The sequence below is a fragment of the Enterobacter sp. UPMP701 genome (assembly GCF_053709515.1).
Map to the genome: position 1 here is coordinate 43,620 of NZ_JBSKJN010000006.1, position 14,601 is coordinate 58,220.

Sequence of the window (14,601 nt, forward strand, 5' to 3'; positions counted from 1 at the left end):
GTCAGCTCCACTTATTGATGTCCGGCTGCACCTTACCCGGTGCGCCATACGCCAGCGTGACGCGGGTGCGGCCTTCTTCATCAGCCCCGACGTGCGTCACACGATAAGCCGTGCCGTTGATCTCAACGCTGTGATGCTTCTCAAGCCCCGCGATATCGGCGGTCATCGCGCTGAAGGCCGGAGAGCGATCCTGAATTTGCCCCCCGCCGGGCACATCAACCGGGGCATCAGGCGTCTCGAAAATCACGGTAACAGGACGCAACTCAGCGTCGACAGACAGGACGGCGGGCACCTCTTCGGCAAATGCCCGGGAGATCCGGGCATCTGCTTTTAACAGGCGTTGACGAAATCGGTTCATCAGAACCCCAGACGCACGCGGGTTTCGGTTTCGCCGGGGTTGTTGGTGATCCACGCCGTGCCCGCCACCACCAGCGCATCGTCGGCAGGCTTCACCGCCGTCAGCAGCCCGACATCGTTAAGGTACAGTTTTGTGCCACGCGGCCAGGTTTCGTCCGCCACTTTAGGCAGCACAAAGACCCCCGTGGTATGCAGAACGCCTTCCCCGCCATCCGGGATATCCCCGTGCGCCACGCCCATAAACTGCCCGACCGCCACCGGATCGCCGGATTTCACGTCCTTACCCGTGCTGTTACTCCAGTCCATCGTGGTGCCGTCCTGATAATAATTTGTCGCCATCGTTATTCTCCGCAAAGCTACGGGGCGACACACGCCGCCCCCGGATATAAAAAAACCGTCAGAAGACGGTTGTTATTTTTTGGTCACTTTCACCATGCCGCGGTGATCAAGCGCGGCCACCCCGGCATCGATGCGCACCTTGAAGGCGGCACCGTCAACGGTGAAGCCCTGCTGCTGCTCCAGATACGGGGTGTCGATGCCGTCGAGATAGGCTACCTCAATGGTGTCGCGTCCCTTCGCAGCCGCCAGGTAGTAATCCGTCGGGCTGCTGTCATCCAGTCGCGCCTCAGAAAGTACCGTGGCGAAGTTCTGGATCGGGTTGGAAATGCCGCTGTTGGCATCCGCACCCGGCACGCTGGCCGATTTGATCAACTGATTCGCGCGTGACTCAATCGCCACCGGCGTCAGCATAAAGGCCGGGCGAATGTTCAGGCGGCGATCACCGGATTTCTGCAGCAACATCGCCTGGCGTGCAGAATCCAGCCCTTCGATACTCAGGTCAGCTGCCACCAGGTTGCCGTGATCGGCATGGAACAGCGGCTTGCCGTCCGACATTTTCGGGTTGCTGGTCAGCACCGCCCATACCAGATCGCCGATGGTGGCACGCGCCGCGCCGCCCATCGCCATTGGAATGCGGGTCAGCATGTCCAGGTCATCGTTGATGATGGTCTGGCGGTCAAGGCTGAACAGTTCGCCGTAGGTTGCCAGGGCAATCGGTTCGCCGCGATCCTTCAGGGTGACATATTTATATTCCGCCCCGGCACGCACCTTACGCAGGGTCGGGAAGGCTTCCAGGCCGACGCGATGCGCGGTTTTGAAATCGGTCAGCGTGCCCTTGCGTGTCCACTGGTCAAAGGTTTCACTGGCTTCATCCCAGCCCATCAGCGCCGCCTTGTGCGCCACATCCATCAGGATATTGCCGAAATCGCTGCTGCTGTGGGTGAACGCCAGGCCGACCATCGCCAGCGGCGCCGCATGACCGGAAATGCCAATTCCACGATCCACCAGGGAGGCGCGAGCCAGCTCACGCAGGGTATAGCCGTTGTAGGCGTTATCTTTTTCAGCCTGCGCATAACCCGCACGGGTCATGATAGCCGCGCGGATGGAGTCACCGACCAGATTACCGTTACCGGCGTGGAGGTGAATGGCACCCGGACCGGCGCTCGGGGTGGTGCCCGCCGCCAGCGCCTGCAGCAGTTTATCGCGGGCCTTTTCGGCGTTGCAGGTGAAGTCGGCAATACACTCCGCCTTCAGCGTCGCGAAGGCCGGGAACGCCTCAAACACGGCAGAGACGGAATTCACACGCTCCGCGTTCGCCGTCTGCATCTGCTGCTGCAGCTGCTGGGCCAGCGCGGTGATATCGATGTTTGCCATCTGAGGGGCGGGCTGTTGTGGTGCTGGCGGGTTAAGGTTCGCCTGTACCGGCGCGGGCTGCTGTACCGGAGCCGGCTGCTGTGGCTGATTCACCGGAGCTTCGGCGCGCGGCGCAAAAAGGGATTTAATCTGTTCTGGCATATTCTGGTAATCCTTCAGTTTATTTTCATTCACACAGGCCGCGGCCTGCAGTTCAGGTTCGAGGGTGTCGGCAAAGCCTTTTTCCACCGCCTCGGCACCGTTAAGCCAGGTCTCCGCTTTCAGCATCGCTTCCAGCTCCTCCTGCCCCAGTCCGGTTTTGTTCATGTAGGCGCTGAGCATCAGTGCTTCATTCCGGTCAAGCCAGTCGGCATAGTCGCGCATGTCGTCAGAATCCCCGGCGATGCCGCCCCAGGGTTTGTGGACCATGATCCAGGCATTTTCCGGCATGTGCACCGTGGCGCCGGGCAGACAGACAATCATCGAGGCCATACTGGCCGCCACGCCGTCCACCCAGATATCCACCTTTGCCTTCAGCCGCGACAGGGTGTTGTAGATGGCAAAGCCCTGCATCACATCACCGCCGGGGCTGTGGATATGCAAATCCACCGCGCTGGCCTCAAACACCCCCGCCTCCTTACAGTCAGAGACGAACTGCTGGGCAGTAATGCCCCATCCGCCAATCACGTCATAAAGGAATATTTCGACGCGACCGGCAGACAGCGCGCGGATTTCATACCAGCACTGACCATTTGCCGCATCAACACCCGCCAGGCTGGCGTGAGGGTTAATCATCATCGACCGGCTCACGCCGGGTATCGCTTGTTTTTGCCGTTGCATCTGGCATCGCTCCTTTGTCGTTGGCGGCGTCGGAATCAAACACCAGCCCGTGTTCACGGTTAAATTCAGTTTCACGCAGTCGCTGGCGCTTAACCTCCTGCGGATTTTTACCCCGGGCCCGTGCCCATTCCGCTTCAGTACCCGCGCCGCCACGAACAATGGCTTTCCACGCGTTGGCCTCTTTACCTGGATCAATCCAGGGCATCACCGGCCCGAGATAAAGCGCGTTATAGAGAGAATTCGGATCCACATCCGGCGGGACTTTGATACCGCTCAGTAACGCCATCGCCAGCCATGCGCGGTAAACGGGGCGGCTGTGCTGACCGACAAACCACTGCTGCAGAACGTTGTACCCTTCGAAGCTCTCCACCAGCTCCTGGCGCTGGGAGCTGTAGGTGCCGTTGTAATCCCGGGCAATGCTGGAATAGCTGCCGCGCGTACCTGCGGCCACGGCCCGCATCTGCCCGTTGCGGAATTCGTACAGGTGAACGTTCGGGCGGTTTGACTCCACCATGCCCAGGTCTTCGCCGGGACGGAGTTCGTCGTAGATCATGCCCGGCGCGATATCGTAGTGACGCTGACCCCCGGGCGTTGAAAACTCACTTTCATCCCCGAGAGACTGCGCATCGCCACGCTTGATATAGAACCCCAGCGCGGCGGCAATACGTGCCGCAACACGCTCGCTCTCTTCATAATCCTTGATGTCCGAAAGACGGGTAATAACCCCGTGGATAAGGCTGATACCACGCAGCTGGTGCAGGCGCTTGCGCTGCGCCAGGTGAAGCATGTTGTCAGCGGAGACAGTTTTCAGGTCGGCGCTGAACCGCGTCATGTTTGCCGGGTGATATTTGTAAACCCGGTACCCCACAGGACGCCCCCACTCGTTCACGATGATGCCCTGGCGAACCTGCTGGCCTGCGGTGCTGTTAAGGTTGAACGGCACAAAATCCGCCTCCAGCATTTCCAGAGAAAACGGTACCGACGTGGCATGCTGCAGACCCGGCACATTCCCCCTGACCAGTTGCGTGAACACTTCCCCGTCGCGCAGCGCAGAACGCAGCAACAGACGTTCGGCCTCCGGGCGGGTAAACATGCCGGTGACCTCAGGACGCACAGACCATTCCGCCCAGAGCGCCGAAAGCTGCCCGGCGAAATCGGAATGGAGATTGCCCTCCAGATCGAGTGGCTGCGGCTCAACATGGATGCCGTGAGCACCAATCACCCTGTCTTCCATTTTGTCGAACAGGCCGATGACCAGATCGTGGTTTTCATCGAGCCACCTGGCCTGCTCCCGCAGGGACTGGCCTGCAGCAAACACAGAGGTGTCCGCTGACTGGCTTTGTTTTTTCGCCTTGTGCAGGCGGGACGCACTTGCCGCTTCATACGCATTGAGCCGGAGACGATCCCGCGCGCGTGCCGCCGCCCACCCCGGCGCCAGCGCACCCAGTGTTTTTTCAAGAATGCCCATAGAACGCCTTACAGAAAGTTAGCGAGTTTGTACGAACCACCACGGCTGTTGACCGCCCGCCAGCGACGCTCCCAGTATTCGAGCTCGTCGCGCAGCGCTTTCGGGTCGTGGTTGGTAATGGCACGACCGTTTACGCCGGTAAAGGAGATACTCTTGCCGTCCAGCGAATCCTGGTAGGCCTGGCGCACCATCAGCAGCGTTCTCCAGATGTCGTCTTTCGTCACAGCCAGCCTCCCTTACCGGAAGATCCCAGCCAGCTGCCGGACAGTCCGGCGCCCTTTTCAGGTTCAGCCTGGACAGGCGACTGAACAGGTTTTGTTTTTTTCACGGTTATCTCCCGGGGGCGTTCCCCTTCATAAATATTTGGATTGAGATCCTGCGGCTCCGCCCATGCAGGTGGCTTTTCCCAGTCCCGGATTTTTTCGTAGCCGCGCAGAACCGCAACGGCATGGGCATAACAGAACAGGTCAAAGGCTTCGTTGGCGCCCTTGCCGGGCTTGCGCCATTTGCCGTCCACACCGCGCTCTTCGTAGGTCAGTTCCTCGTAGAACCACTCCCCCAGCCAGTCGGGGAAATGGATATAGCCCGCACCTGGCGTTTCGCGATCGAGGTTGTTGCTGAGCTGGTCCTTGAGCAGGTCGGTCTGCAGCAGATACACCGGCACCTCACCGCGCGCATCAGCACGACGGTCGCTGCGTTCGGTATTATTCGGGTGAGTTTTGGTGATAATTTTCTGGCGCTTTGTGCTGTCGCCCTTGACCAGGTAAACACGTTTACCCAGGCCGTCACGGCGGCACTGTCGCCAGAATTTATAGGCGTTATCGGTCACGCCTTCTTCACCGCCGCTGTCGACGGCCATTGCCAGCACCGGCATACGCCGCGTCGGGTCAGACTGCAGCGCATACGTTTTTTCCAGCACATCGGAAACCAGCAGCTGCCAGTCCTCCGGATACGCGCCGGGGTGAATCGGCTCCGCCTCGCCATGCTCATTGCAGCGCAGCGACTGGCGGATGTTGTAGCGATCCACCAGCCAGCGTTCACCGTTTTCGCCATAGCCGATAATCTGCACGACGAAACGGCGTTTTTTTCCGCCCTGGACGTCAACGGCCGCCAGCAGGAAACGCACCTTAGGCGGGACCAGGCGTTTACCGTAATCCTCCGCACGCAGCATCAGCGCATCGGCGCGTCGCTGTTCGCTGGCCGATCGCGGCAGATACGGTAGCCCCCAGTCGGTATTGATCACCGCCTTGAGGGTTTCTTCGCTGCCGGTGGCCTCATACTCCTGCTCAGCTGTCAGCAGCTTGTACACCAGCTGCGCCCAGGTCTGATACGCAGCTGCGGGTCCTTCCATCCAGAACGATGCAATGCGCGAACGGCGTGGCTCACCGGAAATATTGCCGTCACGGTCAATACTCTGACCTTCACGCAGCCAGACGCCCACCCCGTTAAGCTCGCGCTTTTTATCTGCGGTGATAACGCTGCTGCAGTGCGGGCAAAGCAGATGAGCCGACTCACTGGCTTTTACCGGATCCGGTTCATCGCGATAGCCGGTCATCGCCTCCATCGCGGGCTGGAAATACTCACCACAGTGCGGGCACGGCCAGTACCACCGACGGCGATCACCACGGTTGTACAGAGAAAGTGCACCAGTCGTTGGTGGCGCTTCATGGGGAGATTTACGGCGCCATTTACTGTCGCGAATGTCCCGGCCTGGCGAACACTCCACCAGCGTCATCCCGGCGGACATAAAGGTCGTGGTACGTTTGGAAGCCAGGGTAAAACCGTCACCCTCGCCGTCGATATCCTCAGGGAAGCGGTCATAGTCCGTGAGCGCCACACATTTGAAATCTGACGAGGACATGATGTTGATGGAAGGCCAGCCAATCTTGAGATAGTTCCCCGCCAGAAAGGTACGATCATGCACGTTGTTGTCGTTTCGCAACGGGCTCAGGCGCTTCGCCACCTCAGGACTGACACGGAAGGTTCGCGCCAGGCGCTTTTTCGAGTGTTCCCGGGCTTTCTCTTCGGTCATCTGAACGACCAGCATATCGGACGGGTCACAGACAATGTTGTAGACCACCCACCCATCCACCAGTCCTATCGTTTTCCCCGTACGTGCCGGACCAACAAACACCACCGCATCGTATTCACGCATAGCGAGACAGTTCATCGGCTCAATCACATAAGGAGCGACAGCAGGATCCCACGGTACCGAGTTACCAGCCCCCATCGGGACACGCATAAATTTCTGAACCGCCTCAGCCACAGGCATACGGCGCGGGGCTTTGAGAATGGCGGAAGCGTTACGCCTGACTTCCGCTGCCGTGGCCTGTCGCATGACTTACTCCTCTTCTGGCATATCCTCCTGTTCCGGTGAGTCGGCCTGCTCAACTTTGAGGGCTATCTGATCGCGCAGATCGTCAATAACCTGCTGAACCCTGACAACTGCTGACGGGGTCATAGCGCAATCTCGCTCAAGAATATCGGGTAACGTCTCCAGCACCTGAACCATCGCTTTCGCCATGGAGGAAAACTCTCGGGTGACTTCGGATGCCGGGATCAGCTCCCCGGTTTCCTGCTGAAACTTGAGCCTTTCGCGCTCTGACTGAAACCAGGCTTTACGATCCGGGGGAAGCATTTTGTCGACGTCCACCAGCTCGGACGGTGTGGTGCTTGTCAGCAGCTCCCGCAAAATATCGGTGATGGCATAAAGCTTAAGTTTCGGATTGCTGCCGGGGGCGGGTTGCACATTTGCCAGCTTGCCTGCGACCGTCTGACGGTGCAGATCGGTAATGGCTGCCAGCTGAGTAATATTCAACCGGAAATTTTTCAGTTCGTTATCCATGATGGTGAACAAAAAATAGTCGTTTCGACATCCTGCTAATGCTCAGGACTGAAATATCAACAGGTTAAAGGGATGATGATGAAACCCATAAAATGCAAAAAACTAGCCGTTTTCCGCGTGTCCGCGCCCCCTCGGTGTTCAGAATCGCCAGGAGTACCTTTTATAAATGAGAGCGACTATCAAAGAGCGGATATAAAAAAGGCCGCACGAAGCAACCTTTAAAAACGATATTCTTTACAACTACTCTTCTTCATCTTCCTCATCGGATATACTTTTTTTCTCTTCGGAAACATATTTTTGTTCCACTGGGACTTCTTCTTTTTCTGGGTATGGGGTCTTTTCAATGTCAGCCATAGCATCTACTCCGCTCTGTTGTTGGAAATTTGAGCATAGGATAGATTCTGGCCAACTGACAAATTCGAGGCGCCTTAGCATCTCAATAACTCAGTCCAGATAGAAATCGTCATTAAGACGACGCCGGTTAGCGCTGCTGGCGTTGCGCGGGCAGGAGTTAGAATTGTGACCAGCTGCGCCGCAGTAGCTACAGCGAAAATTGACCCGACGAGCGCAGCCACTCCATGTAAGCGGGCAATTATCACGGGTGTGTAAACCCGAACCACAAAAGGTGCATCGAGTGTAATTCATAGCCTCTCCTTCTGGCAGTTCGCCTGCCGTCTCCTTTCGATTCCCTTGATAACAAAAACTGGCGTACCGTGAGTGCTCTTCTAAACTTTTATCTTCATTCAACAGAAGGAGCACGCCATATGATTGGAAATACTCTGCAACTGCCCGGTAAATCGGTTAACTCTCTGACAGCCAAAGTTAACGGCGCTAACTTTGCTGCCACAATAATCGGCGGTCGTTATGATGAAGGTCCAGGGGGTGTTCCAGAATGGATCAGGCGTTCCTGGGGAAGAGGACCATTACACCCGGAAGATAAAACACACGTGCTGGTATTTATTTCCATCAACTGGGATATCTCAGGCGAACAAACCTATAACCTCGCAGATAGCAATCTTCCGGTAAGCATTGGTTTTACTAATCTTTTCCCTGCAGATGACGGTGATGAAAACCAATATCTGGTTTATGCGAAGAAAGGCACATTAACCATAACCCACAGCAAAGTTACATTCATCGCAGAGGGTAGCTTTGACTTTGAAGTAGATATCCCAAACCAACCTGATGGTTCAACTCTCAGCTTCAGGATCACTGACGGCAAGTTCTATGTTGGACCAAGTGATAAACTAATCAGTAGATAAAACCTGAAACTGGTGGGAATATTTCCCACCAGACACTTCATGCTGCAGCAATACAAATAAAATTACTTAATATTTATATCACTGCAGCTATAAAACCCCTCCCCGGCAGGATCTACACGCTGCCAGCGCACAAAGAGCACTCTTTTACCTTTAGCGTTATTCACCGGCACCGAGAGTTTATAGTTATCTCCCTCCAGGGTTGGCTTATCGTCCTTTTTAAGTAAAGTTAAATCACTCCATTTTAAAGGCCGTTCACTGGCATCATAACCCTCGTTGGAAATGTATACTTCGAAGAAACTAGGATCATGAGTGGCCGTCGCATGCCATGTGACATTCAACTCTCCTTTATCATTTAAAGTTACATCGCTGGCTGTCCATGGCGCAGCGACATCAATGCCAGATTTATCGTTATATAGATAGGGTTTTTTACTGTCTTTTTCTGTTCCGACATTACCACCAGAACAAAGCTGTCCATCAGGAATGGCCTTCTTCACCTTTTCAGGGTCATTATAATCTGGTTCAGGTATTAACTTCGCAAACTCATCTTTCTGTATAAAAGGATAGTTTGACTGTTCAATTAATTTCTGCTCATTTTCTGAACCTGAAAATTCAGGCTTATCCTTATATTTATTGTAATTATTTTGATAAGCTATTTTGCAGGCTGCATTTTTTATATCACCACCATCAACCGGCCAGTGGTAATCCTGCCCGTCAAAGCACAATTGCTGGCGTGAAATCGGCTCTGATACAGTGCCATGGCGCGGCGACTTGCTTCCCTCTCCTTGAGACCAAGATACAGCAGGAATAGACATACTCAGAATTGCGACGCAGAGTAACTTTCTTTTCATATTGAGTTCCTTATCACTTTAATTAGCAATCCTGATGATTGCGAACAAAGCTTAGTCAAACATTCTTATAAACAGCAAATAACAAACCGTTGATATATTATGCATTATATAGTTATTGTTTTAATCTATTGCACCAACCTGTTTTATCTGGCTCTCATTGCTCAACAGTACGAGCATTTTCACGATCCTGCTCAGCTTTACGAATGCCAGCAAAATTATTGTTTCCCTTCTCTATCACAGCCAGCAGCGGCTTAATCCACAAAACAGCCTGGCAGTATGTCATTGAGCTGGTGGCAGCGGCACGATCATCGGCTGTGTCAGGTCTGTTGGTATCGGTGTGCATGGCGCTGGCACGTAAACGGTACGCGTATTCGAGCAACCCACCAGCGATATCAGCAGGAACAGGCAGATCACATGTTTTTTCACGGCGGAGAATCTCCCGGTATTCGATTACAGTTTCTTCGGTGCCGGTGTCTATCAGGGAGTTAAGCTTGTTGGCATGCTCTGCAACCTGATTGAACCGATTGAAGTTGAAAGCCTGAGTGGCGATCACCTGCTCCTGCAAAGCGTTATCACTCCGCAGAACGTCGTTATCGCTCTGTATGCTGCTGGCGTATGAACAACTTTTAATGAGAGCGATTGATAGACCTGCAATGATTACTACTACTATTGGAAAAGTCGTCAATTTCACAGGACATTCAACCTCACACCAATACAGATTTCGCCAGATTAAATAACACGCGACGTTTATCCAGGCCGTTACTACCGCCGTTAATAAGCAGCGTCACACGCTCCACGTCGCCAGAGTGAAGCAGGCAACCCCGTGAGACATAGAACCATGCAGCGGAGCGGGCTGCATATTCATCCTGCTCCAGCAGTTCCGGCTGCGTTACCAGGTCCAACTTCAGAGCGTGGCTACAGCTGCGGTAATTGCTTAGCCCGGTGATTTGCTTCAGGCCGCGACCTCGATATTTCCAGCCATCACCAGCTGCCTGGTTGCCCAGGTTCTTTTTGCCCCACTCACCGCCATAAACCAGATTGGCTATCGCTTTCTCATTTGCCGGTTGCGTTGCCGTTCTACCGAGTGCGGCGGCCTGCTGGTGTGTAATGCGGTGACTGCCGAAGTTGGGGACAAGGTTTTCCGCCGCATAGTTCAGGCTTTCCACCAGCCGGGTGTACCCGCCTGACTCATGCCCCATCTGTGCGATGAACATGGCCTGATCGAGCGGTGCCGTGATACCGAATTCCTTCATTGCAGCATCGATATGTGAAAACCAGCGCGCGGCTAGTCCGGCGCTTATACCTGCCGCCCTCTGAAATTGTGTTTGGTTCACGTTGTGCTCTCTCCCGTAATACGAGCGATATTGCCGCCCGCACGCCAGATAGCGACGCAGACAACAACGTTGATGAGTATTTCTCCATAATCGACCTGGACATAATCACCGTGCCAGATCCGAAAGGCTGTATAGGCTGGCGCCAGTATGAGACCGTAGGCCACGAACTCCATGATTCGGCGGCGGCGCATGCTCCGTTTACGGAAGAACATCAGGCGACCTGAGATCATGATGCAGGCCAGTGCATTAAGGTGAAGCAGCAACCAGGGATAGTTCTGCAGTAGCCACGTCATTCTTCCCCCTTCACGCCGGGTAGATTGCCTGTTTTTGAGCGGGCAAGAATGCGCAGCAGAATAGTCACGGAAACCGTAGAGGCAGCCAGCGCGCCAATCGCCGGGGAAACCTTGATGGTGACAGACGGGCTAAGCTGGTTGAGCCCGGCGTTTATCAGGGCGGCGATAATCTCCGAGGCAGTTCCGGCACAGTAAATTCCGCCAATGAACGAAATTAATGCGAAGAGTATCTGCTTCCAGATTTTGTGGTCTTCGGAACTGAGGATGTACAACGCCGCCCCGGCGAGTGAGCAGACCATTACTGCAGGTGTGGCTTCAGGAAATAACGTGGCGAAGGTAATTCCGGTAGTCCCGGCGGCCACGCCTGCCGTTACCGTTGCAGATATTGGTTCTGCGGACATTTTGCCCCCTCTTTTTGCTGTGGATCCTCTCAGAAAATTGAGGGGAAAGAAAAAAGGCCACCAGATGGTGGCCTATAAATAGAAAATCCAAGTTTAATTTAAAACATTGAGTGATTATATAAAGCAATAACTAAATGGATATAATGTGCAGGTAAGCAATCAAGTAATCTGTACTAACCCATTATCAGACAAAAAATTGATAATCCCCCATGATTTTTTTATCACATCATCTTCATATTCGTCATCATGGTTTTTAGATATTGATAAATCTGGACATTTCTCTGCTACTGCAGACTCAAAGACAGCCCTTAACTTGGCAACTGACTCAGTTTCAGGATAATGCTCAAAAGACTGTTCCAAAAAAGAAACATCTTCAATAATAACAGGATTATATTCCAAATCATGCCTACGAATTAAAACATGTTTAGAACCAATAATGTTCCCTTCCCAGATAACAATCTCACCGAATTCCATAATATAATTAGCAATGCCATGATTATACACTTCGTCAGGTCTGGTCTTATTTATCACATCAGCGTACAAAGTTAGCTTTGTAACATTATTTAAGGTGAGAAACGAGGCTTTACCTGTCCCCTGAGCCATACCACCACTCATTTCCCCCTGAAAAAGACTCGCAGATTTAATTTTAATTAAACCATCACGGCAAAAGGTAATGGTATCCCCGGTAGAAAAAAAATTTTTTTGTGTATCAGAAAAAAGACCCGGAGATTTAATCAAATATACAGTATCAGAATCATTATGAACCCAATCACTCTGCTTACATCCCAAATCTGACATAAAGATATCCTCACGCTGGTTAGTGGTTCTCTGGTGGCATTTTGAATTGACGCAAGATAAAGAATAAATTAAGTTTCAAAAAACGCAACTGCTCAACGCCGATAAAGCCAATCCCACCACCAATGGCAATCGACAGCGACTTTGTCCGTTCAATGTATTCCAGCCCGGAGGCGACCGTCAGGGTCGACGCCCCGCACAGAAGACCTTCGAGCAGTATCTTTTTCCAGCCCCCCCGTGTATGCGATTCGAAGCGCGGCCATGATGAATGCCATCAGTACGGCACCCAGCGGCGTTTCTCCGCGCTACCAGCTCTGCAAAAGCTCGAGCCAGGCAGGCCAGTTGTATGGATTGTGTGGCATTTTCATCGTCTCTCACCTCGCTGTGGGCGGGTGCTTTTTGGAGGAAATATAAAAGGCCGCCGATTGGCAGCCTAGGGATAAATTCTTTAGTTAAATATATTCAATAACATCATAGTGAAGTTATTTGTTTCATATATAACTTTTTAGTACCCTTTCATATTTAAGGCTAGGTAAACATAAACTTCACCTGAATAATAGAAAAAAGGTGCGATTGGAAGTAATTCTCTACCGAACTTTTTTTCCAGATCCTGATGAAATAAAATCAGTTGAGAAGCATCCTCAGTGGATACTTCTTTCTCAGGTTCGTTAAAGATTTTGGTGTCGTCAGTAATATCCGCATCCAATACGAAGTGCTCTCTGAGAAGAGCATCCACTTTGTTTTTTTCTTCATCGGTAATTCTTCGGATCATGGCAAACCTCACTGTGTTGGATAACAACAACAGTGTAGTTCGTTTTTCAACAATTTCATGGGTCGGATCGACGTAGTGAACGGCGTAAAAAGGATAGCTACGACGAATACTTCTATCGTATCATCGGAAAACAAAAAGCCCCACCGAAGCGAGGCTATTTGAATTTGAGGCACCTCATCCAACAAACCACCCGAGGTTAACTGGATTTTGACGAGATGCTTTTGGATGAGCGCTGAACCCAAAGGTCAGTATTTTCACACAGCAATGTTGCAAAAAGCAGCGCCCATTCAAAACCGGGGCGCTTTTCAGTCACTCCGGGAAACCCATCATTGCAGACCGAAAAGCTTAAACTGGAGCGGGCAGCGGGAATCGAACCCGCATCATCAGCTTGGAAGGCTGAGGTAATAGCCATTATACGATGCCCGCATTATGGTGCCGACTACCGGAATCGAACTGGTGACCTACTGATTACAAGTCAGTTGCTCTACCTACTGAGCTAAGTCGGCGTTGGTCCGCCACCGGAGCCTCGGGCTCCGTACCAAAACACCTGGGTTGCTGCTCTTCCCGATGAGCTAGTGGCGGTATGGTGGCCCTTACTGAAATTGAACCATCGATCAATCAGTTTTGAACCGAATGCTCCAGCCAACTGAGCTAAAGGGCCGAGAAATGAAGCATACATAAACGTAGCCGCCAAGCACAGGATAAAACGATCTTTATCAATACGTTACATTTGTGATTAAATATTACGCTTCACTGTAACCATGTGGCATCTACTCTATGGCTGAGAATGAAAATCCAGGAAAATTGATTTGGCATATTGCTTGTGACGAATCAGGAATTGATGGCCAGCGATTCTATGGCTTTGGGAGTCTTTGGATGAAGTATCAACGACGTGGTGATTTTGCGCAATTAATCCGGAGCCTACGAGAAAAACATGCGTTTTATGAAGAAATTAAATGGCAAAAAGCGTCTTCTAAGCGTTACGCCGCTTTTTATCACGAACTAATTGACGTCTTCTTCAGGGCTCCATGGCTAGCTTTCCACTGTATAGTTGTTGAAAAGTCAATGGTTAATAAGTCATTTCACAATGGGGATTATGACTTAGCCCGGAGAAAGCATTTCACTAATCTCATATCGACCAAAATTGGCTCCGTTATCTCAGCCCATCCAGAACGGGACAGTTACTTCAGGATCGAAGTAGACCCAATAGCATCTCGCTACAAAAAAGCAGATGAAGAATTCCATGTTATAGCTAACAACGTGCTAAATATTAAATTTGGTCGTCAAGGGATTATCAGTAGCGTTGTGACAAAGGACTCCAAAGCATCTGAAAATATCCAAATGGCCGACTTTTTCCTCGGAGCTGTCATGTGTGCTTATCAAGGAAAAGCATCTTCGGAGGCAAAGCTTAAGGTGTCAAATAACGTTGCGTCTTACTTAGGATGGGAGCATTTGCAACATGACACATGGCATACAGAAAGGAAGTTCAATATTTGGTACTTTTATGACAAAAACAGAGGGCCTAGAGATATTGAAACAAAATCAGTGAAGCTAAAACATCCATTGCCGAAAAAGAAATAAATGCCGACCTCTCAGCCGACATGGTTGGAGTCCCAGACCAATTATCGAGTCGAAGTTACCAACTTGGCGGTTAACTTTTGGGAGCCGCCTCTTCATTCCCAAATTCTTAGATGGTT

16 protein-coding genes, 3 tRNA genes and 1 pseudogene are annotated in these 14,601 nt (G+C 52.1%); 2 read left to right on the forward strand and 18 right to left on the reverse strand.

Annotation, left to right across the window (positions count from 1 at the left end):
* Nucleotide 1: 1 nt before the first annotated feature.
* The 7 genes from ACWKXT_RS14520 to ACWKXT_RS14550 form a co-directional block, all read right to left on the reverse strand.
* On the reverse strand, nucleotides 2–358 hold the full coding sequence (locus ACWKXT_RS14520) for a head-tail joining protein (protein ID WP_454532716.1): 357 nt from the start codon (nucleotides 356–358) through the stop codon (nucleotides 2–4).
* Complete coding sequence (locus ACWKXT_RS14525; RefSeq protein ID WP_454532717.1) at nucleotides 358–696, reverse strand: DUF2190 family protein; 339 nt, start codon at nucleotides 694–696, stop codon at nucleotides 358–360. Before ACWKXT_RS14525 ends, ACWKXT_RS14520 begins: the two co-directional genes overlap by 1 nt.
* Before the next feature lie 72 nt (nucleotides 697–768).
* Complete coding sequence (locus ACWKXT_RS14530) at nucleotides 769–2,889, reverse strand: ClpP-like prohead protease/major capsid protein fusion protein (protein ID WP_454532718.1); 2,121 nt, start codon at nucleotides 2,887–2,889, stop codon at nucleotides 769–771.
* Nucleotides 2,837–4,357, reverse strand: coding sequence for a phage portal protein (locus tag ACWKXT_RS14535; protein WP_454532719.1), 1,521 nt, complete (start codon nucleotides 4,355–4,357; stop codon nucleotides 2,837–2,839). The genes ACWKXT_RS14530 and ACWKXT_RS14535 overlap by 53 nt, the downstream gene beginning before the upstream one ends.
* 8 nt (nucleotides 4,358–4,365) lie before the next feature.
* Nucleotides 4,366–4,581, reverse strand: a complete 216-nt coding sequence (locus ACWKXT_RS14540) for a hypothetical protein (RefSeq protein WP_048221188.1) — start codon at nucleotides 4,579–4,581, stop codon at nucleotides 4,366–4,368.
* Nucleotides 4,578–6,695: a phage terminase large subunit family protein gene (locus ACWKXT_RS14545; protein WP_454532720.1), complete on the reverse strand. Its 2,118-nt coding sequence runs from the start codon at nucleotides 6,693–6,695 to the stop codon at nucleotides 4,578–4,580. The genes ACWKXT_RS14540 and ACWKXT_RS14545 overlap by 4 nt, the downstream gene beginning before the upstream one ends.
* Before the next feature lie 3 nt (nucleotides 6,696–6,698).
* On the reverse strand, nucleotides 6,699–7,202 hold the full coding sequence (locus ACWKXT_RS14550) for a DUF1441 family protein (RefSeq protein ID WP_194386679.1): 504 nt from the start codon (nucleotides 7,200–7,202) through the stop codon (nucleotides 6,699–6,701).
* A gap of 764 nt (nucleotides 7,203–7,966) precedes the next feature.
* Between ACWKXT_RS14550 and ACWKXT_RS14555 the strand changes: the two genes are divergently transcribed.
* A complete protein-coding gene (locus ACWKXT_RS14555; protein WP_454532721.1) occupies nucleotides 7,967–8,461 on the forward strand; it encodes a hypothetical protein in 495 nt (164 codons plus the stop codon).
* Nucleotides 8,462–8,523: 62 nt separating this feature from the next.
* Here the strand turns inward: ACWKXT_RS14555 and ACWKXT_RS14560 are convergent, their stop codons facing one another.
* From ACWKXT_RS14560 to ACWKXT_RS14610, 11 genes and pseudogenes are all read right to left on the reverse strand, one after another.
* Entirely contained in the window at nucleotides 8,524–9,309 is a 786-nt protein-coding gene (locus ACWKXT_RS14560; protein WP_454532722.1) for a lytic polysaccharide monooxygenase, read from the reverse strand.
* A gap of 154 nt (nucleotides 9,310–9,463) precedes the next feature.
* Complete coding sequence (locus ACWKXT_RS14565) at nucleotides 9,464–10,000, reverse strand: hypothetical protein (RefSeq protein WP_454532723.1); 537 nt, start codon at nucleotides 9,998–10,000, stop codon at nucleotides 9,464–9,466.
* 13 nt (nucleotides 10,001–10,013) lie between these two features.
* Nucleotides 10,014–10,643: a glycoside hydrolase family 19 protein gene (locus tag ACWKXT_RS14570; RefSeq protein WP_454532724.1), complete on the reverse strand. Its 630-nt coding sequence runs from the start codon at nucleotides 10,641–10,643 to the stop codon at nucleotides 10,014–10,016.
* Nucleotides 10,640–10,936: a phage holin family protein gene (locus ACWKXT_RS14575; RefSeq protein ID WP_148576951.1), complete on the reverse strand. Its 297-nt coding sequence runs from the start codon at nucleotides 10,934–10,936 to the stop codon at nucleotides 10,640–10,642. The genes ACWKXT_RS14570 and ACWKXT_RS14575 overlap by 4 nt, the downstream gene beginning before the upstream one ends.
* Complete coding sequence (locus tag ACWKXT_RS14580) at nucleotides 10,933–11,337, reverse strand: putative holin (RefSeq protein WP_454532725.1); 405 nt, start codon at nucleotides 11,335–11,337, stop codon at nucleotides 10,933–10,935. The genes ACWKXT_RS14575 and ACWKXT_RS14580 overlap by 4 nt, the downstream gene beginning before the upstream one ends.
* A 159-nt stretch (nucleotides 11,338–11,496) precedes the next feature.
* Nucleotides 11,497–12,135, reverse strand: a complete 639-nt coding sequence (locus tag ACWKXT_RS14585; protein WP_454532726.1) for a hypothetical protein — start codon at nucleotides 12,133–12,135, stop codon at nucleotides 11,497–11,499.
* 19 nt (nucleotides 12,136–12,154) lie between these two features.
* Nucleotides 12,155–12,500: pseudogene (locus ACWKXT_RS14590) on the reverse strand (phage holin, lambda family).
* Between the two features lie 137 nt (nucleotides 12,501–12,637).
* Nucleotides 12,638–12,904 carry a hypothetical protein gene (locus ACWKXT_RS14595; protein ID WP_454532727.1) on the reverse strand — a complete coding sequence of 89 codons (267 nt, stop codon included), beginning with the start codon at nucleotides 12,902–12,904 and terminating at the stop codon, nucleotides 12,638–12,640.
* Between the two features lie 351 nt (nucleotides 12,905–13,255).
* Nucleotides 13,256–13,330: transfer RNA gene (locus ACWKXT_RS14600), tRNA-Gly, on the reverse strand.
* A gap of 4 nt (nucleotides 13,331–13,334) precedes the next feature.
* A tRNA-Thr gene (locus tag ACWKXT_RS14605) sits at nucleotides 13,335–13,410 on the reverse strand.
* A gap of 78 nt (nucleotides 13,411–13,488) precedes the next feature.
* Nucleotides 13,489–13,565 (reverse strand) — tRNA-Leu (locus tag ACWKXT_RS14610).
* A 116-nt stretch (nucleotides 13,566–13,681) separates the two neighbouring features.
* On the opposite strand from ACWKXT_RS14610, the gene ACWKXT_RS14615 reads away from it, so the two are divergent.
* On the forward strand, nucleotides 13,682–14,485 hold the full coding sequence (locus tag ACWKXT_RS14615) for a DUF3800 domain-containing protein (protein WP_454532728.1): 804 nt from the start codon (nucleotides 13,682–13,684) through the stop codon (nucleotides 14,483–14,485).
* Nucleotides 14,486–14,601 lie beyond the last annotated feature (116 nt).